This window comes from Paenibacillus sp. JJ1722, assembly GCF_048282685.1.
In the GTDB taxonomy this organism is placed as follows: domain Bacteria; phylum Bacillota; class Bacilli; order Paenibacillales; family Paenibacillaceae; genus Paenibacillus; species Paenibacillus polymyxa_B.
In genome coordinates this window covers 2,620,636-2,643,353 of record NZ_CP182500.1, presented here as the reverse complement: position 1 = coordinate 2,643,353, position 22,718 = coordinate 2,620,636, and the positions used below count along the sequence as shown (strand labels likewise).

The window sequence follows — 22,718 nt, the reverse complement described above, 5'->3', positions numbered from 1 at the left end:
TTTAATTAGAGATACAGGTTGGACACAAGCAACTGAATTTAAGTATTTATGCTCAAAACAACCAAAATGTAAATACAACATGAAACTTTTGGGTTTATTTACAGTCTAATCAAAGGTGACTTTCTATAAAGCCTTACTCCCCTATTAACCATTAAAGGAGCCAGCGCGTATGAGAAAAACGATACACAGCACATTGTTTACAGGATTGGCGTTAGCCAGCATTGGGCTGCCCTTAATCAGCGATGGATTCACTGAAAAGGCAAGTGCAGAGCAATCTGCAGTCTCCATGAGTAACGCCGCTTATAGCACCACAATCCAGGCACCTGTGATCAAACCTTCCTGGTCTTTTCCCGTTATCCCAATCGATAGAAACCGATATCCAGATAAGGCGGTAGCAATAGCGGAAAACGGTAAGGTATTCGCGGTTGACTCGAACCATAGACTGGTTGCCCTTGAGGCCAGTTCGGGTCGGAAATTGTGGCAATATGGTGATCAACTTACCCCTGTTTTAACGTACAACAAAGGTATCATCTACGGAATGACACGAAGCGGTTCTATCTATGCCGTTACAGAAGCTGGCAAGAAAGTGTGGTCCACTCCGCTTGGATTTACTGAAGCATATGGTATTCAGCGCATTGGTCCAACTATATATATTATGCAATCGGTGCAAACGGCTGCCATTGATGCTGTCAGTGGCAAGGTGAAGTGGAAAATCAGTGAGGATAAGAACTCATACAGTGGTTTGGGCGAAATAATGGAAACTGACGGTGTGCTTATCCGCAACTATAATGTACAGGGCAGCCTGACCTTTGAACAGATTAATGCCTATGACGCTAAAACCGGCAAAAAGCTTTGGGACAGCTTTAGAACTTCCTTTCCACTGGCGGTTAAAGACGGATTTGTCTACTCTGTAGCCAACACGTTTATGATTGATGATGACCCGGTAAACCATAAAGTTACGATCGCACAGTACGACCTCAAGACAGGTAAATCCAAAGGAGACCGTCAGTATCGCTGGACCGAGCCTGAAAATAAAGACGGTGTCTACCGATCTGGAGGTGTATATGGTTCTGCTTTTTTGTACGGTAAAGACCTTTATGTCTTTCAGGGAAAGATACTAGCTTCCTATGACTTCTGGAACTATAAACCAGATAGCAAACCTGCTCGCAAGTGGGCGCAAAATGGCTATGATCAACTTGTTCCTTTATTGTCTATTCATGAAGGTCGCATGTTCTACCAAGATTTTAGTACATCCAGACTGACTGCTATGAAGCTGTCCTCAGGTCAATTCATTCATTACGACGGCGATAATCCGACCGTTCAAGCTGACGTATTCGGTAAAGGAGTCTATGTCGGGCAATCAGATGGCGTATTTCATGGCTATGATTTGATGAGCTTAAAGCCCGTGTTTGCTGTCAACACAGGCTCACGCTCCTTCGGTCCAACGCTCAAATCCGGTGGAATGATATTTATTCAAAGCGGAAACCGCCTGCTTGGCGTCAAGCTCCCTGCTTCTTTAAAATAAAACCAAATATTTTAAGCAGCATTCTCGCTGGAACAGCAAAAGGTTAACGGATAGCAAGCATACGATTCAATGCTAGTACAGCATCCTGTCTGATCTGAGCATCCACACGAATCACACCCACAGGCTCACCCCGATCAAACTGCTCCATTGCCCACAGCAAATGGGGAAGATCGATCCGGTTCATGGTCAGACAGGGACACATATCGGGATTGAGCGATTCAATCTGCTGTTCAGGGTACTGCTGTTTGATTCGTTGCACGAGATTCATTTCTGTGCCAACAGCCCATTGGGTTCCCGGCTCTGCCGCGCGAATGGTATCGATGATGAATTTTGTGGAGCCCGCGCAATCTGCGAGCTGTACGACCTCATAAGAGCATTCGGGGTGCACGATGACCCGGATGTTCTTATCACGCTCGCGGACATTGCGAATGTGATCTACTGTAAACTTTTCATGAACAGAGCAATGTCCTTTCCATAAAATAATTTTTACAGTTGCCGGGTCCTGTTCAGTCTCCAGCTGATCGGTCATTGGATTCCACACGGCCATTTCATTTAGCGGAATTCCAAGATCGTAAGCTGTATTGCGACCTAAATGCTGATCCGGCAAAAACAAAATACGTTCCTTTTGCTTCAGCGCCCATTCCAGCACTTGTTTGGCATTCGAAGAGGTCACGGTAGCCCCGCCATGCCGTCCTACAAAGGCTTTGATCTCTGCTGTGGAATTTACATACGTTAACGGAATGATCGTATCTCCTACCAACTCCTGTAAATGCTTCCACGCTCGTTCTGTCTGCTCTATGTTCGCCATATCTGCCATTGAGCAGCCTGCGCGCATATCCGGCAGTACAACAGTCTGTCGATCGGTAGTCAGCATATCCGCTGTCTCCGCCATAAAATGTACCCCACAAAATACAATAAACTCCGCTTCCTGATTTTGTGCAGCCATTTGAGCAAGCTGTAGAGAATCTCCTGTTATATCAGCAAATTGAATAACCTCGTCCTTCTGATAGTGATGGCCTGGTATAAGCAGCTTGGGTCCCCATTTTTGTTTCAGCTCGGCCACTCGCTGCTCCATGTCAGCAACCGTCAGTGTCTTATAATGCTCTGGTATAAGCCCTCTATTTCCTTGTAAAATGTCAAGCATAGACATTAGAATCCCTCCATATCGATGCGGCTGATCGTTTCCGCTCTCACGAACAGATAACCGCTTTGTGTACATAACTGTTTACAAGTGTCTTGACACTTATATTTACACATGCCTACAATAATCTCAAGAGTTTTTGAATGGAATTATTTTTAAGCAGGGAGGAATTGCTGTGATTTATCTGGACTATGCCGCTTCCACACCTATGTGTGACGAAGCTTTAAATATGTATAACGTATTAAATAAGGAAATGTTCGGAAATGCCAGCAGCCTCCATGATGCGGGCGGCCAAGCAGCCTACACGCTGGATTACAGCAGGCAACGAATAGCAAATATGATTGGCGGGCAAAAGGAAGGCATCTATTTTACAACCGGGGGAACAGAATCCAATATGTTGATTGTGCAATCAATCCTGAACGGGTTGCCGCCGCATAAAAAGCATTGGATCATGAGCGCTTTGGAACATCACTCGATGTACAACCTTGCTACTTTGCTGGAACGTCAGGGCTATGAACTGACCATTGTGCAACCGGATCGGGAAGGACGAATGACTCGCGAAGCTCTTTTACCTCACCTGAGAGAAAACACCGGACTTGTATCTGTACAACACGCCAATTCGGAAACGGGACTGGTTCAGGACCTTGCTGCCATATCTCCCCTGCTACACGAACGGGGTATTTTGCTGCACAGTGATGCGGTACAGACATTTGGGAATATTCTCTTAGATGTAGAAGCCATGGGAGTAGATGCACTCTCTGTATCGAGCCATAAAGTGTATGGCCCCAAAGGTGTCGGTGCTGCATATCTCAAACCCGGAACCCCGTGGCGTCCCGTGTACCCTGATACGCTACATGAAAACGGATTTCGTCCTGGAACGGTTAATGTTCCCGGGATTGCAGCCTTTGTCGCGGCGGCAGAAATGATGACCGAACAGATGGAGTCGCATCAGGAGCGATATGCTACCCTGAGAAGACACTTTATTAGGAAAATTCAGGAAAGATCCATTCCGTTACGTTGGGTCGTACAGGAAAGCGAGAATAAAGCAGTGCTTCATCATATAGTTGGATGTTTTTTTCACGGTTACGAGGGACAATATGTTATGCTGGAATGTAATCGCAGAGGTGTCTGTATATCAACCGGAAGCGCATGTGCCGCCGGACACCACGATCCTTCGCCTGCCTTACAAGCGCTTGGAGCATCCGACCGTGAAGCATTACAATTTATCCGTATTTCTTTCGGAAGGGCAACCACCATCGAGGAATTGAATGTACTGGTAGATATTTTGACAGACCTGACGCATCGACAAGAAAGGAGCTTATCCCGTTGACTGAATCTTTAAAGCGGTCAGGTACGGATCGCCGCGAGCAGCTGCTGTTGTGGCTGAAGAGCGAATCACCGCTGACCGGGAGCGAACTGGCACGCAGATCCTCCGTTTCCAGACAAGTAATTGTACAGGATATTTCCCTGTTAAAAGCAAGCCAAGAGCCTATCCTTGCAACGAGTCAAGGATACATTTATATGGAGCCTGCGGGTCAGACAGCCCCCTTAGCCTCACGTATTATTGTGTGTAAACATCGACCTGAACAGACAGAAGAGGAACTAAAGCTGATTGTGGACTACGGTGTAAGTGTGCAGGATGTTATTGTTGAGCATCCGGTATACGGGGATCTAACTGCTCCGATACGGGTTGGAACTCGCAAGGAAGTGGACGATTTTATCCGTAAAATCAGTTCCACCCAGGCCACTTATTTGTCCCAGCTGACGGGAGGCATCCACCTGCATACCTTGAATGCCTCGGATGAAGATAAAATTAACGATGCCTGCGCTGCACTGGAGCAAGCAGGCTTCCTGATGACGGACTAACTTAGTGCGCTATAGCGGAGTAAAGAAAATCCTGTCCAGTATGTGGAGTGCAACTGTGCTCCACATGGACGGTATGTAAGTAGCGAGAAATAAAAAAATCCCGGCCCCCTCATATAAGGGAATCGGGAATGAACTATGTGAGCTTAATTTCAAGCAACTCATATTTGATTACAGCCATGGGTGCATCCACATGAATGATACTGCCCACTTCTTTCCCCAAAAGTGCCTTGCCTAAAGGACTCTCATAGGAAATTTTGTTATCCAGAACATCCGCCTCAGCAGGACTTACAATTTTGTATTCCATCTTCTCCGAAAATTCGATGTCATTCAGAATGACAGTCGATCCGATACTAACGGTTCTAAGGTCTAAATTACTCTCGTCCACGACCCGGGCTTTGGTCAGCATCTTCTCCAATATGAGAATGCGGGTTTCCATAAATGCTTGGTCGTCCTTGGCTGAGTGATACTCACTATTTTCCTTCAAATCACCGTAGCTGATAGCCAACTTAAGCCGTTCGGCTAGCTCCTTACGTTTTACGGTCTTCAGTTCCTTAAGCTCATCCTCTAGCTTGGCCAATCCCTCTTTAGTTAACAATACTTCTTCATTCGACATATTTTATCTACAACTCCTATTTCAGCATTTGCTTAATTCCAATTCAACGCTCAAAAATACAATAAACGAACTAAACCGTTTCGGTCTAAACATTGCTGATTGGAAACGCTCTTGGGATGTATGCAAATTGCTCATTTGGCTTGCTTTATTGTAGTTTACTCTAAATCGGACCAACATGCGAAATAAATTACTGATAATAGTAGCCAACTACCTTCAGCCAGGGTGATTCTTATAGTAACCAATGCTCTCTTATTCGCATATCGTATGATCATAACGTATATTGATGAGCACATGCAGTGCCGCTGTCCTTGTCCCGAATTTTGTGAAAACCAGGCAGGAGCAGTATATGGCGGGAGGAAGATTCAATGGCTTCCTTAGGAAAGAATGGTAATGGGAATGGGAATCGTAAATCCAAATCCCCCCCCAACGGTCAAAAGAAAAATGGATTAAACAGTAATTCGGCTATCTTTTCTGCTCTTCAAGGGAAAAATGTGGAGGTCTTAGTGGCAGCCCTCCTACTAACGGGAAAACTAAACGTCGATTCCGTGACTTTATACAGACAAGCAACATTATTTTTAGGCCTCACTGGAAAATACAAAACATTAGCATCTACTCCTTCCAATGTCGATAATATGGTAAAATTTTTAAATGATAATGGAAATATGACACTTGATCAAGTAATACAGGCCTTTTCACAGAAAGTAAACAATTAACAAGTGGCGAAAGGAGATACTTGTGGTGAGTGAGTTTGATGGAGAATATTTTGCAGAGGTTGTCATTATTGTGATACTAGTTGCCTTGTTCTTCTATGGCTCCTCAGATATAGAGGGACTGTCTGCTCAACCAACACAATCCTAAAATGATAGTACCCGCTGCGGGTACTTTTTTCATGCTTCTCTCTTATATAAATACAGCTCGACAGAACACCATAGTGGCAGACATATCGTAAAAATAAAATAGAGCATCTATAGACTCTCACGAGGTCAATAGATGCTCTTACTTTTTAACGGACCATCCTTTCTACTTAATGGCCCTTTACTTCTACACTTATCGTTTGACTAGAAACTTCTCCTGAAGCATTGACTAACTCGGCCCGATACTCGTATGTACCCGGCTTTTGATTTTGGATGTTGGTGACTGCACTTTGGGCCTGCGGGCTTTGGCTTGGAAGATCCTGGGCGTCGATCAGTTCTCCATTTTCATATAAGTTGTATTTTGTCGCATTCGTGCCCCACCACATGTTCATTGTAAGGGTGTAGGTGCCGTCACCGTCCCAATTGTCATGAGACAGCACTGGAATACCAGGCGAAGCATCGGTCACTTCAACAGTTAACGGGTCGCTGGTCGTTTTACCAGAAGCGTTGATCAGTTCTACAGTATACGTGTAGGTACCATTGGTCTTGCCTGTAACAGGAATGACTGCATGCTGTGCTCCAGGGGAAGCAGCTTGCAATGATTCGGTGCCAATCAGCTTGTCGTTTTCATACAACTTGAGTTCATCACCATTCGTACCCCACCACAGATTCATGGTGATGTTGTAGTTGCCATCCTTCAGTCCAGTGTCCTGCCCGTTATCATGCGACAGCACAGGTTTTCCCGGCACTTCACCTACAGCAGTCTTTTTGACTCTAACGGCTACAGGATTGGATACCACTGTTTGACCGTCCAAGGTGACGCTGGCTGTAATCTCCGCGCTCCCCTCTTTTAGGGCCTTAAGTTCTCCATAAGTATCCAGTGAAACGGATTCATGACTGCTGATATACTGAACAGAAGCGCGGCTTAAATCAGCTTCGCTGCCATCTGTCAGCGTACCCTTGAGATGTGTCGCTGCCGTATCCCCAATGTTGAGGGTCGTTTGATCCAGTGAAAGCTCTACTTCCTGCAATGCTGCGCCTGTCTGAGCTGAAAAATCATCCAGTCCACGCGGTTTTAACTGATAATTCCCTTTGAAAATCGCCGAAATTCCCTTCAGCTTCACTTGCTGTCCTTCTTGATATGGAAAAGATGTCCGTGTTAAGCCTGTACGTGCATCGACGCGCACATGGTGACTTCCTTCACCAGATACTGCATCAAATTCAAACGAACCTACGGGAGTCGCGTCTATCACATTACGAATCATTGCCGTAGGAAGCTCAACTAACTGTCCTTGGTTCGCATCACTGAGTTCGGTGACTTGTACAGCTTCCGGCGTTTGTCCTTCTCCCGTTTTTTCAATTGCCACTGGATCGGTTAACTCTAGCTCACTATTATACAGTGCCAAGCTTGCTGTAAGCTTTACTCGATCACCTTGGTGAAAGCCGCTTTGGTTCTGATATACATAAATCCCACCACTTTCATCCTGCATGTAAAAGGCTTGACCGCCGAATGCACCTGGTTCTGTCGTCACAACACCCTCTAAGGTCACGACTTTGCCAGCCGGGAGACTCCGTGCTTCTGCGACACTGATACGAGCTGGAACCGTATTGCCTTCCTCAGGCAACGGCTGGGCCGGGACATCAGCCAGCACGACGGATTGGGTCAGCAGATTGCTGCCGTTTTGCCTCAGTCTAAGATTAGCTGAACCACTGGTTCCCGGCTTGATCCGCACCGTCAAGTCCTTATAGGCATGCCCTTTGCCGTTGGACTCCAAACTAAATGTTCCGCTATAGCCGTAAGAGGTTGGCCAGCTTCCATCCGGATTTTGAATCTGGGCTACTTGATTGCCGCCCGCTACATAAATACCTGTGCTAAATCCGCTAATCGTGCTGTTAGGAGCCAGTTGGTCGGCAGTAACTCGAATTTGAAAAGGCTGTGCATTGGGCAGCTGCTCTTGACGAACGATGCTGTACACTGGTTGCACACTGGCTGTAGATCCGCCATAGGACCCTGCCTTGAATGTTCGCTGATCCCACCATTTGTAGCCGGCTGCGGGAGCGGACCAAGGCTCGGCTTGTGGTTCCGTGGAAGTCTGTGGCTCTTCAAAAGGCAGTAATGCCGTCGGCTGGTCCAGCTGTAAGCTTTTCACTTCCGTCAGGCTGGTATACTCCTCCTTGTTGGACAACCAGTCTACGATATTGACCAGTAACACGGCGTCATCCTGCTCCTTAAAGCCGTCATACGTTGTCTTCTTGGTTCCTGTCTCTTCGCGCAAATATTTTGGCGTTGCATCTTCAACAGGAGACGAGTCCCCAATGAAAGCAGCTTTGCCTAGTCCTACTTTCGATACAGCTGCATAAGGTCCTTCTGGAATGCCGCCTCCGTTATAAACGCCCTGATCTACCGCGTTGCCCCAAGCCTGATTGGTTTTAGGGAGATATACGATTCCCTTGGCTTTCGCCGGGTCGATAATCGCGAGTGTTGATCCTGCATGCATTGCCACATTACTCACTCCAGCTGTAATGCCGAACGCCTGCGCTGGCTCGACAATCTGATTAGCCGTGATATCGCCTAATGCATTGTAGCGAAAGCGCACACCAAACTGGCTGCCCAGCCAATCTGAGCTGACTACGCCCTGCATCGCTGCTGAGCTTTTTTCTTCTGCACTCATTCCCTTCGCAGGGTCTTCCCATGCACCACGACGGTAGCCATTAATGCTCTCCGATCCGTCCCAGCGATTCTTGTTGCGGTCCGCGTTATAATGATCTCCAATGAAAAAAATACTATTGCCTGCTTTTACATACTGCTCCATTGCAGCCTGTTCGCTCTGTTTAAAAGGAATATTTGGCTCTGCCGTAACAAATACATCATAATTCTTTAGATCATTGTAAGTAATAGGCGTAGATTGGCGAAGCTCGTGTACATCATAGCCATTGCTCGCGAGGGCTTGGCCGAAGTCTGAAAATCCACCATCAATCACCCAATCTGCTGCGCCAGCTGTCTGTCCATGTGTATTATCAAACAGCACTTTTCTACCAGCGTTCTCATTGACCACTTTCGCAGCAATGAAGGGGGCTGGGTCCGCCGGACCTTCTGCCCGTACCGGTTGTATGCTGCCCGCAACACCAGCGTACAACGATAAAGTGAAAACCATAGCAGTTGCGTATTTGAAGCTACGGGATGTAAAGCGACGAAAGATTCCCATTATTCTCCTCCTGTTTGTTGGTTTAAAGCCCCTCTGGGGGGCATCAGATACAAATTTTAGCATTCATTTATGTTCGAATATGCATTGTTTTGTAAATCTTTAGGAATAATGAATAGGAAGTAAATTCCAATAAAAGAGATACACCGTATGCAGCAATGTGAGTACCGCAAATAGGATTTTCCCAGCAGCCCGGGGTCTCCTTTCCCCTGTAATCAGCTTTGCGCCATTCACGATCAATACCCATACGGCAATGAGAGCTGAAATGAGCGGTAACGTGCAAATTCCCCAGATATACCAGGCGGAATAGCCATACACGATCTGATTGTTACCATAGATGACCTGCACCCCGAGAAAAATCGAATTTAGTGACGCAATGAATGCAAGGTTGGACGAAATGTGATTATTCGTTTTACGGATATCTCTGATCACATATCTTACAATCCAAATCAGCAAGGTTGTGATGAAAAATAAGGAGGCGGCAGCGTAGCTGACAAGCAGAGTCCAGGTACGGTGCCAAAGTGTCGTCTGCTTCATGGTCTTACTGTCTGGGGCAACCATCATCCAAGTACCGTTTTCCTGATACAGCAAAATTTTAAGCTGGCCCCCCTTTTCCACAAACAATCCATCACCTGCTGCTTGAAACACTTTGTCTGTTGCTTCATTCTCATTTGGGTGTTTTCCTTTAACAATTAACGTATGATCATCTTGAATTCGCACGGTGTATGTAATGCTTCCCAGTATCCGAATCCATTTTCCCCAACCATGAACAGGATTAGAATCCACCTGATATACGCCCTCGATCTCTGGCGAAAGTTTCACTTGTGTGGAAGAGCGAGCTAGTGACTGCGAAACGGCCTGCGGCTCTGAGGGCAGCATTTGGGCTATCGCATGGATGACTTTTCCATGTAGCAGGGTGTCCGTGTCAGCTGAATTAATGATCACAAAAATACCAATCTTTTGGGACGGAATCAATACCATCTCAGAAATAAAATCATCAATTTCCCCGGTAGCCCACAGCATAGGTACTCCCGTCTCCAAATGACCACGAAAAAATCCGTAGCCCACGCCATCCAGGCGTGCATCGACTGCAAATTGCTGCGCATGCATCACTTTTACCGTATGTGGCTGAAGCACCACTTTGCCCTCATACTTGCCTTGGTTTAAATGAGTGATCAGATAATGGGAAAACTCGTTGGGTGTGACGTTCAACGCTCCTGCTCCCGGCAGATTGATATACGACAAAGGCTGTTTCAAATACGCTCCGTCCTTCCACTGATACGACTGGGCCAGTGCAGGATGATTTAACGGCAATTCCAGTGTCGCGCTGGGCATATTCATCGGCTGGAACAGATGTGTACGGAGGTAATCATTCAGTCCCTGACCGCTTACTTGCTCCACGATATTACCGATCAGACCGTAGGCGACATTGCTGTAATCATACTGAATTCCAGGTTTGCGGATGGGAGGCTGATTTTGAAAATACGTGCTGAGATACTGCTCTGTGGGCAAAACGCCTGCCCGAGTCGAGCTGTTAATGTCGTACAGCGCTTCATCTAATCCCGAGGTATGTGTCAAAAGCTGATGCAAATTGAAAGGCTGATTTTGGTATTGCGTAGCTTTATAGCTGTGGAGATAGCTGTTCACGTCTTCATTCAAATCAAGCTTATTTTGCTCAACCAGCTGCATCGTGGCGCTTGCACTAAATGATTTGGTTAGAGATCCGACACGAACAATGGTCTTTGCTGGATCGAATACCACTTTCCGCTCCATATCTGCATATCCATAGCCTTTACTAAAAAGGATTTGGTTTTCCTGGGTCACGACGACTGCAGCCCCCGGAATATGCAATTTTTCCAATTCTGTACTCATAATATTGTCCACTGTTTTTTCCAATGAATCAGGTGTTATGCTGTCTGTTGCCCATGCCGAAGCAATGAGCAGGTTCGAGAGAAACAACGCTGCTAAAAAAGCGGATAGGTAGCAAATGCCTTTATTCTTCATATTGAAGTACCATCCTTACGTATGAAGTTGATTTAATGATTTGAACCGTGCGGTGATTGCATAGCGAGCAGATATTTATACTCCATATGGAAGCCATCAGCATGGCGCTATGGAATCATCGCACTTCCCATCGCGGGAGTGCACATAATAAAGCGAATCCTGATCGAGTCGCGTAAGCAGAAGGCTTCTTACCTGTCGATCAGGATTCATGTGTTACAGATTAAAAATTAGTGATTCAGTTCGTTACATCATCGACCGTAGATTTTCAAGATTTATGATGTGCCAAGTCTTGTGTCATGTCTTTGTCCGTGTTCCGAGTTATCTTTTGTATGGTGGCACGGATACTTTTTACATTTTCCTCGATAAATCCGGGTTCCAGCAGTTCATAATGATTGCCAATCAAGCTATGCTCTTCATAGCTACCTTGTGTAGCGTCTTTCCATAAAAGTCGATTATCTCCTGTACCCTTGACCGTTTCCGATCCAACGGCGACAAAGCCGTGAATATTCGCCTGAACGCTCTCTGTATTCACAAGCTGGTTGCCATATACCGCGTAAGCGATCATTTTACGTTGGTACGTTTCATTCAACAGCTCACGGTAGGAGTAGGGAACTTGTTCCAGCATGTCATGAATTTCATGCTCTGTTTCTTCAACTGTGAAGGGCAGGGCTTCCGCCCTTTTGACCGAATCGAGCATAAAAATATCGGATACAGTATGACCTTGACGTTCCAGTGTGTCAGCAACCTTATGCGCCAGATTACCACCTATGGAATAACCAAGCAGCACATACGGACCTTGCGCTTGCGTGCTGACGATCAAATCAACGTAACGTGCCAGCATGGCCTGCTCATCCGCAGCATCATCTACGAACTCCAACCCATACACGACTGCGTCCTGATCCAGTTGTTTCGCAAGCTCCGCGAACGACAGCCCGTATCCAAGCATAGGAGGAAAGCAGAAGATGGAGATCGGACCGTGTTCATTCAACCGAATGATTGGACTATCGGCCTTGTATTCCAGATCGGCTTTCAATAATGTGAGCGCCTGCGCTTCTATAGTCGGGAAGTCCAGAACACTACGGATGGGAAGCTCAATATCTGTAGCAAGGTGAACTTTGCGTATAAGCTCCAGTACTTTTAAGGAATGTCCACCTAACGTGAAAAAGTCATCGTGGATACCCACTTGTGGAATTTCAAGTACTTCCTGCCAAATGGCTGCCAGCAACTGTTCCACATCAGTTCGCGGTGCGACATATTCTATACCCGTGTGCAGCCCTTTGTCCGGCACAGGTAAAGCTTTGCGGTCGATTTTGCCGTTTGTCGTCAGCGGAAACCGATCCAGCTGTACAAATGCGGATGGAATCATATAGCTCGGCAGACTGGCCGACATCGCAACTCGAATCTCACGGATGGTCAGCTGTTCATCGGCGGTGAAGTAAGCACATAATTGCTGCTGACCCGCTCCATCCCGCAAAGCAATAACAACGCTATCCCGCACGGACGGTACACTTGCCAGCCGCGCCTCCACCTCGCCCAGCTCAATCCGGTAACCGCGAATTTTAACCTGTTGATCAATCCGTCCAGCGTATTCCAGTATGCCGTCTTCACGCCAGCGAACAAGGTCTCCCGTACAGTACAGGCGATCTCCGTCCACCCACGGGTTAGCTAGAAATCTCTCAGCTGTCAGCTCAGGACGGTTCAGATAACCACGTGCAACTCCGTCTCCGCCGACAACCAGCTCACCCCAAGCTCCGACCGGCTGCAGGTTAAATGACGAATCCACAACATACGCCGTCGAATTGCGGATGGGGCGTCCGATCGGCACAGAATCCAGCTGTTCTTCCGTAATGTGATACGTCGTCGAAAAGGTTGTATTTTCCGTTGGCCCATAGCCGTTAATGATGTTGATGTCCGGATTATCGCGCAGGACCCGGTTAATATGGGGTGCAGACAAAACATCACCACCAACCAGCAAATACTTCACATCGCCGAAAAGTTTACTATCCTGCTGTGAAAGCTGATTAAATAACGGAGTGGTCAGCCACATCATGGTGACGCGATGATCCCGTATCGTCTCTTTAAGCTTGGCCGCGTCCAATAGATCATCCTTATGCACAAGAACAAGCTGACCGCCGTTCAGCAGCGCGCCCCAAATTTCAAACGTAGATACATCAAATACAAACGCGCAAGTCTGCAGCATTCGGGTCGATTCATCAAATGGCACATAATCCGTATTGCGGACAAGGCGCACGACACTTTGATGCTCAACAACGACACCCTTAGGCTTACCTGTTGAACCTGAGGTATAAATGACATAAGCAGCATGATTACCCGCTCCATCTATACCCAGATTGGAAGCATCTGCACTGTAGGACGTATCCTCATTCAGATTGACAATCTGTCCGTCAAAATAGCAACGATCCAGTAAATCCTGCTGGGCCAGCAGCAGCTTGGCTCCAGAGTCCTCCAGCATATAACGGATACGGTCCTCCGGATATTGAGAGTCTACCGGCACATACGCGCCACCAGCCTTCAAAATAGCGAGTGTTCCCGTAATCATATCCAGTGAGCGCTCCGTCAAAATGCCCACAGGTTCATCGGATTTCACCCCTGCATCACGCAGCGTATGCGCTAAACGGTTGGCTATCTCATTGAGTTCCCGATAGGTCAATGATTGATGACCCAAAGCTACGGCAATATGATCCGGCGTGCGCTCTGCCTGCTCCTCAAACAGTTTTTGGATCGAGTGATTGCTTGGATATGCAGAGGCAGTGTCATTAAACTCTCCTGTAATTTGTTGTTTTTCCGCCGCTGTAACCAGTTCCAGCTCTTCTACGCAAACATTCGGGTTAAGCAAAACTTGCTCCAACAGGTTCACAAAATGTCCATGCAGACGCTCAATGCCTGTTTGATCATAACTTAACGCGTTATACATAAAACGAATCTTGATGCATTCTCCCGGCATAACGACTAAGCTCAGATCATAGTTAGTCTGCTCTGCAGCCACCACATTGGAAATCGAGAATGTATCCTGCCCGTCACTTCCCAGTTCCTCGACCTGCTCATCTACTGGATAATTTTCAAACACCATAATATGGTTAATTAAATCCTGTTTCTGGTCGGTCAATGCCTGAATCTCAAACAGTGGATACGTATCATATGCATGAGAAGCCAGCGCCTGCTCCTGCGTTTTCTTCATAACTTCTGCAAAAGATTCCCCTGCCTCACTAAGAATGCGAACGGGAATGGTATTAATGAACAAGCCGATAATATCCTCTACCCCGATAATATCTGATGGACGGCCTGAGACGACACTGCCAAATACGACATCACTGTGGTTGTTATATTTTTGCAGCACAATCCCCCATGCGGTTTGTAATAACGTATTCATGGTCACTTGATATCGCTTAGCCGTCTCCTCCACCCGGAGGGTCAACTCACGTTCCAAAACCGTCACCCAATCACTAGCCGTGTTGCCTTCACTCTTGCGACCGGATTTTACAGCTGGTAACGCTGTTTGCTGCTCATATCCGGATAAATAGCTGCTCCAGTAGTCGGTTGCCGCCTTGCGATCCTGTGCTTCCAGCCATTCAATAAAGCGGCTGTACGGCACTGCCGGTGCCAGTTCTGGTACTCTGCCCTCCTGAAGTGCTGCATAGCTTTCAAACACTTCTTTGTTTATAAGGGACAGACACCAGCCGTCCATGACGATATGATGAAAGCTCCATACAAAATGATAGCTGTCTTCTCCGGTACGTAAAATCGCTACACGCAGCAGGACATCCCGACGCAGATCAAAGCCCCGTGCTTTATCTTGTAGCTTGAAATTTTTCACCCAGGAATCTATTTCATCCTCATCTAGATGGTGTAAATCTTCATATTGAAAGCCGTAATCCCGATTTCGATACACCACCTGCAACGGTTCCGTATTTCTGCCAAAATAAAAATTTGTACGCAGCGCCTCATGTCGCCGAACCAGAATATTCAGGCTTTCTGCAAAAGCCCGAATGTCCATCTGACCTCGCATATCATAAGAAACCTGCTCAAAATACGCGTCATTCGCAGCTGCTTGACTATCTAGCTGGCTGTGAAACAGCATCCCTTTCTGCATCGGGGTCAGTGCATATACATTGTCAATCTCACCCGCAGCACCCATTTCAGATAAGAGGCTGTCCAAGCCCTCCACACTCATTCCTTTATAGGAAATATCACTTGGGGTAAGCTCCGGGTGTTCTTTATGGATGCAATGCGCCAAAATTTCACGCAGGCTCGATTCTAGAAATTTCGCCAATCGCTCGATCGTCTCCGCTCTATAGCTCGTACGGCTATAGCTAATCGTCAGACCCAGTTGGCCTCCCGAAATGATGCCGCCAAAATCCAGTGTATACGTTCGAGCCATGGTCGGGCTCAGCGGCATCCCACCCTCATATGAGGATGATTGCAAGTCGTTCCCTTTCATATCTTGATCGAACTGTCCCAAATAGTTAAAGCTGATTTCGGGATCTGTCGTAAATATGGCTGGAGATGCCTCCGGTGCCTGTGTCTGACGGTCGGCTAAATATTTCAGTACACCGTAGCCAATCCCTTTTTGCGGGATGCCGCGCAGTCCTTCCTTCACACCCTTGATCCGTTGCGAAAGTGCCAGTTCTTCCGGCATATCGAGCAAAACAGGATATTGGCTTGTAAACCACCCTATCGTTCGGGTAATGTCCACCTCTGGTAAAATGGCTTCACGTCCATGTCCCTCCAGATTAATCAGGAAACGCTCATGTCCGCTCCATGCTTGCAATGCCATTCCTACCGCCGTCAACAACAGGTCATTAATTTCTGTACGGTAGGCACGATTGGCCTGCTTGAGCAGCTGCTCTGTCTCAGCATGTGTCCACAAAGCAGTAACCGACTCACTATCGCCAATCAATGGCTTTTCGTGCTCGTTATGCCCGTAATCCTGCGGCAAAGGAGCCAGTTCCGCTTGTGCAAGTTTCCCCCAATACGCTCGCTCACGTTCCATAGCTGGACTGTTGGCATAAGCGTGCAGCTGCTCGGCCCACGTTTGGAACGAATCTGTTTTATGAGGCAGCTGAATCACCTGTTCACCCTTGGAGGCTTGATCATAGGCAGTCGCCAAATCCTCGAATAAAATGCGCCAGGATACCCCGTCCACCGCCAAATGATGAATCACGACTAGCAGATGATCTCCATCCGGGCAACGGAACAGCCCCAGTCTCATCAGCGGACCTTCGCTTAGGGAAATACCAGATTGAATTTCATTGCATTTCGCTTCAATTATCTTTGCCAAATCTTGCTTGTTTACATCGCTGTCATTATAGTCAAAGCACTCCAGATGGTACGGTTCGCCTTCCTCTATACTGCGGTTCCATGCTGTACATCCGTTCTCCGACAAACTAAAAACCATACGTAATGCATCATGGTGCGATGTAATCTGATGGAGCGCCCGCCGTAGTGCCTGTTCGTCATAGCCTTCCTGACGATAGAGCATGACAGATTGGTTAAAATAGTGTGGTTCTCCCGTTGGCTGTTCAAAAAACCAGCGCTGAATCGGTGTAAGCACTACATTTCCTGTAACCTCGCCCTGCTCGGCTATTCGGTTAACAGGCTGAATATATGTGCTTAGTCCCGCAATTGTCGGGTATTTGAACAAGTCCTTCATTTCCAGCTTGTATCCAGCCTGAAACAAGCGAGACGATACTTGGATGGCCTTGATGGAGTCACCACCCAAATGGAAAAAGTTATCCTGTATTCCGACTTTCGGGATACCAAGAATGGCTCCCCAAGCCGTAGCCAGTGCCTGTTGAACATCCGTCTCGGGTGCCATATAATCCATACCTGTATCGAGATTGTGCTCAGGTGCGGGCAGTGCCCTGCGGTCTACTTTGCCATTCAGCGTCAAAGGCAGTCTGGAGAGCTGCACAAAGTAGGACGGCACCATATAGCCAGGCAGATTCTGCGACAAAATGTTACGTAAGTCGCTGGCGCTCAATTCACTGTCTGTTGCAAAATAGGCACACAGCTGTTTTTGTCCGTTATCATCCTGCCGCACGGTAACAACCGATTCCTTCACACCTGGAATCGTGGACAAACGGGTTTCAATTTCACCCAGTTCAATGCGGTAGCCGCGAATTTTGACCTGTTCATCCATTCTTCCCTTGTACTCCAGCACACCATCAGCACGCCAACGCACTAAGTCCCCTGTACGATAGCAATATTCTCCAGACCGGAATGGACTTTCAATAAATTTTTCCGCCGTAAGCTCGGGCCGATTCAGATATCCTCGCCCAACACCGTCGCCACCGACGATCAGCTCTCCCCAGGCTCCGATAGGCTGCAGCTTCAACGAACGATTGACCACATAAGCGGTCGAGTGATCAATTGGACGTCCAATGGGAATAGCCTGGGTTTGCGGTTCTGTAATGTCATAGATGGTGGAAAAGGTGGTGTTCTCCGTCGGCCCATAAATATTGGCCAGGCGAAGCTGCGGGTACTCCTTCAACACACGATTGACGTGTGGTACAGACAACACATCACCACCCACGAGCAACTCCTTCAAGGACGCAAACACTCCGATTTCTTGCTGCGAATACTGATTGAATAAAGCCGTGGTCATGAACATCGTGTTAACACGATACTTGTCAATCGCCTGCTTGAGCTTGGAGGCATCCAGAATAGTATCATGACTTACCACATACAGTTGTCCCCCGTTCAGCAGCGTTCCCCAAATTTCAAATGTGGAGGCATCGAACACAACTGCACCCAATTGCAGCATACGTGTATTTTCATCAAGCATGGCATAGCTTTTGTTTTTCACTAGGCGCACGACATTATGGTGCTCAATCATCACGCCCTTCGGTTTGCCTGTCGTACCAGAGGTGTAGATCACATACGCAAGATCGGAGGAAGATCCCCCTGTTGTAATCGCAATTGTTCCATCGGTATGAGCGTCACCTTCAGATTTGCTATTCCATCGTTGTTCATCACTCAAATCGATGACCGGAATGCCGGGTTCAAAAGGGGTCTGCTCACGTCGCTGTAACAGTAACAGCCCAGCACTGGAATCCTCCAGTAAATAACGGATACGCTCCTCAGGATAATCGGGATCAATGGGAACGTAAGCCCCTCCGACCTTCAAAATCGCCAGCATACCGACGACCATTTCAATGGAGCGTTCAGCCATAATCCCTACTCGCTGTGTCTCTGGCTCGGAGCCGCGCCGTATCCCATGGGAAGCGAGTATGTGTGCCAGACGGTCGGCACGTTCATTCAGCTCGCGGTAGGTAAGCTGCATGTCCGCAAAGGTGACGGCCAGCCGATCTGGTGATTGCGCTACCTGTTCCTCGAACAGCACATGCAGTGCTTGATCTCGTGGATACGGATAGTCTGCTACCGTATCATTGAATCTCTGCACAAGCAGCTCTTTTTCTTGGGCCGAAACCATTTCAATAGCCGAAAGAACGATATCCGGCTGTTCTATAACCGCATTGATAAGCTGCTGCAAATGTTCAGTCAGTCGTTCAATGGTTTCCCGTTTGTACAGCCGAGTTCCGTATTGAAGAGCACAGGAAATTTGTTCTCCATCCTCCACTGCGAACAGACTCAAATCAAATTTGGCCGTCGTTTGTTCACTTGGATAGGATGCCAATTGAAGCCCCGTCAGCTGCTGCTCTTTTTGCTCTAAGTTTTGCAGTGCAAACATGGTATCAAATAACGGATTACGGCTTAAATCTCGATCCACGCCCAGCTTCTCCACCAGCTCTTCAAACGGATAATCCTGATGTTCAAAAGCCTTTAACGCGTTTTCCTTGACCTCCAACACATAATCGCGGAACGTTTTCCCGCCTTCTGGATAATTACGGATTGCCAGTGTATTCACGAACATCCCGATCAGACTGCCAAGATCTGCATGGGGTCGCCCTGCAATTGGCGAACCGACTATAATATCCTCCTGCCCGCTATAGTGGCTAAGCAAAGCCGAATAGGCAGCCAACAGCACCATATATAATGTCGATTCCGTCTGCACCGCAATGCTTATTAAGCCTTCGCTTTGTCGTTGGTCAAGCGTAAATTCCAGCATATCTCCTTCAAAGCTTCTCACCGCCGGACGTGGATAATCAGTCGGTAGATCTAGCACAGGTAGCTCTCCTGCGAAGGTATTGAGCCAGTAGTTTTCCTGTTCCCGGTAGCGTTCACTTTGCTGCTGTTTCTGTTGCCAAGCGGCGTAGTCTTTATACTGAATGCGCAGCGATGGCAGCGTGTCGCCTGCATATAAATGAATGAAGTCCTGAATTAGTACATTTATAGAGGTGCCGTCCGAAATGATATGATGCATATCCATGAGCAAAATATGATGCTCTGGGTCTGTTTCAATCAAACCAACTCGGAATAACGGAGCCTGCCCCAGATCGAATGGTTGGACAAAGTTACGTACCAGCTCATCCGTTTCCTTTGGGGCAGCTCCGTGAGCATAGGTCAATTCCATGCAAAAAGGAACCTCGTCATGTACTCGCTGGACAGGTTCACCGTTCATGGTCTCAAAACTTGTGCGCAATGTTTCATGGCGGTCAATAAGCTGACGGAACGCGTTATCCAGTGCCTTGTGATCAAGTGAACCGGTCAGAGTCAGGGCACCAGGTATGTTATAGCTAATTCCCGCTCCATCAAGCTGATTGAGGATATACATCCGTTTTTGAGCCGAAGAGACCGCATAAAATGGCTTATTTTCCGTAACAGAGATGGATTCATAGTTGGTTTGCTCCAGTGCTTCAATAACCTGCGCCAGCTGTTCGATTGTTGGGTGCTGGAACAGATCCTTTAGCTGCACATTTTTATGCAATTCCTTATAGATGAGTGATATGACATGTGTCGCCCGCAGGGAATGTCCTCCTGCCTCAAAAAAGTTATCCTTAATCCCAATGCGCTCAAGCTCCAGCACATCTTTCCAGATGCTAGCCAGTTGTGCTTGTAATTGATTTTGAGGAGGTACATATTCTGCGCCTGAGCTTACACCTCCCTCTGGCTGTGGCAACGCTCGGCGATCCACCTTGCCGTTGGGCGTCAGTGGCAATTGCTCTAGCTGTACAAAATACGACGGTACCATGTAGCCCGGCAGCTCCTGACTCAAAGCGCTACGCAGCTCACTTGTCGCTACTTCCGCATGGGTGACCACATATGCGCAGAGCAGCTTTTGCCCCTGTTCATCTTCATGTGCAATTACAACAGCTTCTCGGACTGCCTCCAGCTTCAACAGCTGTGCTTCCACCTCGCCCAGCTCGATCCGGTAGCCCCGGATTTTTACCTGCGCGTCGATCCGTCCCTTATATTCCAGCGTCCCGTCCGCATTCCAACGCACCAGGTCCCCTGTACGATAGCAGCGTTCGCCGCCACGGAATGGGCTGTCAATAAACTTTTCAGTCGTCAGGTCTGGGCGGTTGCGATATCCGCGAGCCACCCCGTCACCGCCGACGATCAGCTCCCCCCACGCTCCAATAGGCTGAAGCTGCATCGAACGGTCCACGACATATGCCGTCGAGTTATGGATCGGGCTACCAATGGGCACAGATGCCGATTGAACGCCGGTAATGGCATGTGTGGTGGAAAAGGTCGTATTTTCCGTCGGACCGTAGCCGTTAATGATATGTAGATTCGGATGGGCCTCCAATACCCGGTTAATATGCGGTACGGACAGCACATCACCACCAACCAATAGCTCCCGCATCCCCTCAAATAGTTCCAAGTCCTGCTGGGATAGCTGATTAAAGAGTGGTGCGGTCAGCCACATCGTGGTAATGCCGTGATTGCGAACAACTTCCTTGAGCTTGGGAGCGTCCAAAATAACATCCTGACTCACCAGCACCAGCTGTCCACCGTTCAATAACGCACCCCAAATTTCGAAGGTGGACGCGTCAAAGACAACAGACCCGGTCTGCAAAATGCGCGTGTCGGCATTCAAGCGTGCATAATTTGTGTTTGTCACCAAACGCACGACATTACGGTGCTCCACCATAACCCCTTTGGGCTGGCCTGTAGTCCCTGAGGTGTACATAATATAGGCCAAACGACCAGCTGCGCTCGCCTTCGGTTGTTCTCCAGCTGCATAAGCCTGCTGTATTTGTTCTGCTTGTTCTGATTGCGTAGCTTTTGGTTGCATGGTTTCTGGTTGTATGGTTGTCGTAGAAGCAAGTTCGGGACTGGCGAAAATGGAGTAGAACGGATCTAGGCAGTCCACGTATCCCGGATCAGTATTCGTCCCGTGATCATTCGGCAAAATTGGATCGTAACGATCAGCATCATCCGTTCCATAAATTGCAGCATCGCTAAGGTCAAGCACCATTCCCTTAAAATCAGTGGGCCGATGTTCCATTCGCTGCACGAGCAGTATGTCCGCACCGGAATCCTGCAGCAAATAGCGTATACGCTCATCCGGGTAATCAGAATCAATGGGTACATACGCTCCACCTGCTTTGAGAATTCCGAGCATACCGACAATCATCTCGATCGAGCGTTCAGCTACAATGCCGACCGTCTGCTCGGTGCGGATTCCCTGCTTACGTAAAGAATGAGCCAGTCGGTTGGCCTTTTCATTCAATTCTGCATAGGTTAGGCTATCTTGCCCACACACTACCGCCACCTGCTGTGGTGCCTGCTTCGCCTGTTTCACGAACAATTCATGAATAGACGCATGACATGGATAATCCACATTTGTATCGTTGAAGGTATGGACCAGCTGCTCTACTTCTTGCTCTGACAGTACTTGTGCTGTGGAAATCGCCAACTCTGGCTGCTGCAAAACAATAGTGTACAGCCGCAGAAGCTGCTCAACAAAGTGCTCAATCGTCGTCTCGCTATAACGGTCGCTACTATACTTTACGTTCAGGGAGACTGCTTCATGTTCCCATTGAAACTGGAAATCCAGTTCAGATTGTACGTGATTTAAAAAATCAGAAATATGAATATTTTGCAAGGATACTGTGGTGTGAATAAGAGGCTTTTCATCCTCATTACGTTGAATGTCAAGTAATTCAGAATAGTTCCAAAAAGGAATGTTTTGATGTTCAATAGCTTCGCCGACAGAGGTTTTGATTTGAGACAGCAAAGCTTTGAAGGTTGTACTGGAATCCAGCGTATTTTTCAATAAAAGCAGATGGTTGATCGGCTTTGTAGCACCGTTGCCAGACTTGGCTACCGGGATGCCCAGCAGCACACGTTCCTCACCTGTGTATTTATGCAATAAGCTCTCTACTCCAGCAAGCAGGACCATAAACACGGCCCATGGAGCGCCACCTGTTATAGATGATATTCTTTGGGAAATTTCAGTTGGAAATGTGAGTGTGTACGTATGGGAATTTAAACTCGTTACAGTTGTACTTCTGGACACATGGTTGGTGTATGGCAGGCAGATGATATGATCCTCAGATTCCAGTTTATGACTCCAGTAATTTTTTTCCTTCTCAAATAAGGCTTTCAATGACATCCCTCCTGCTTCTCAGGGCCTGTTCCC

9 protein-coding genes are annotated in these 22,718 nt (G+C 47.6%); 4 read left to right on the top strand and 5 right to left on the bottom strand.

Going from position 1 to position 22,718, the window contains the following annotated elements:
* Positions 1 to 169: 169 nt before the first annotated feature.
* A complete protein-coding gene (locus ACM1ND_RS11765; RefSeq protein WP_418027771.1) occupies positions 170 to 1,525 on the top strand; it encodes a PQQ-binding-like beta-propeller repeat protein in 1,356 nt (451 codons plus the stop codon).
* Positions 1,526 to 1,568: 43 nt separating this feature from the next.
* Here the strand turns inward: ACM1ND_RS11765 and nadA are convergent, their stop codons facing one another.
* Positions 1,569 to 2,675, bottom strand: coding sequence for a quinolinate synthase NadA (nadA, locus tag ACM1ND_RS11760; RefSeq protein WP_023988455.1), 1,107 nt, complete (start codon positions 2,673 to 2,675; stop codon positions 1,569 to 1,571).
* Between the two features lie 166 nt (positions 2,676 to 2,841).
* Here nadA and ACM1ND_RS11755 point away from each other — a divergent pair, with 166 nt between their 5' ends.
* On the top strand, positions 2,842 to 3,996 hold the full coding sequence (locus tag ACM1ND_RS11755; RefSeq protein ID WP_028541389.1) for an IscS subfamily cysteine desulfurase: 1,155 nt from the start codon (positions 2,842 to 2,844) through the stop codon (positions 3,994 to 3,996).
* The gene (locus ACM1ND_RS11750; protein ID WP_028541390.1) at positions 3,993 to 4,532 is read left to right on the top strand and encodes a transcription repressor NadR; all 540 of its coding nucleotides are present in this window, start codon (positions 3,993 to 3,995) and stop codon (positions 4,530 to 4,532) included. Before ACM1ND_RS11755 ends, ACM1ND_RS11750 begins: the two co-directional genes overlap by 4 nt.
* Positions 4,533 to 4,665: 133 nt before the next feature.
* On the opposite strand, the gene greA is transcribed toward ACM1ND_RS11750, so the two are convergent.
* A complete protein-coding gene (gene greA, locus ACM1ND_RS11745; protein WP_013310174.1) occupies positions 4,666 to 5,145 on the bottom strand; it encodes a transcription elongation factor GreA in 480 nt (159 codons plus the stop codon).
* Between the two features lie 365 nt (positions 5,146 to 5,510).
* Here greA and ACM1ND_RS11740 point away from each other — a divergent pair, with 365 nt between their 5' ends.
* On the top strand, positions 5,511 to 5,858 hold the full coding sequence (locus tag ACM1ND_RS11740) for a hypothetical protein (protein WP_023988452.1): 348 nt from the start codon (positions 5,511 to 5,513) through the stop codon (positions 5,856 to 5,858).
* Positions 5,859 to 6,169: 311 nt separating this feature from the next.
* Here ACM1ND_RS11740 and ACM1ND_RS11735 read toward each other — a convergent pair whose 3' ends face one another.
* From ACM1ND_RS11735 to ACM1ND_RS11725, 3 genes are all read right to left on the bottom strand, one after another.
* Entirely contained in the window at positions 6,170 to 9,205 is a 3,036-nt protein-coding gene (locus ACM1ND_RS11735) for a chitinase N-terminal domain-containing protein (RefSeq protein ID WP_075154151.1), read from the bottom strand.
* A 99-nt stretch (positions 9,206 to 9,304) separates the two neighbouring features.
* Positions 9,305 to 11,206, bottom strand: coding sequence for a serine hydrolase domain-containing protein (locus ACM1ND_RS11730; protein ID WP_028541392.1), 1,902 nt, complete (start codon positions 11,204 to 11,206; stop codon positions 9,305 to 9,307).
* A gap of 265 nt (positions 11,207 to 11,471) precedes the next feature.
* Entirely contained in the window at positions 11,472 to 22,685 is an 11,214-nt protein-coding gene (locus ACM1ND_RS11725; protein WP_418027767.1) for an amino acid adenylation domain-containing protein, read from the bottom strand.
* Positions 22,686 to 22,718: the final 33 nt, after the last annotated feature.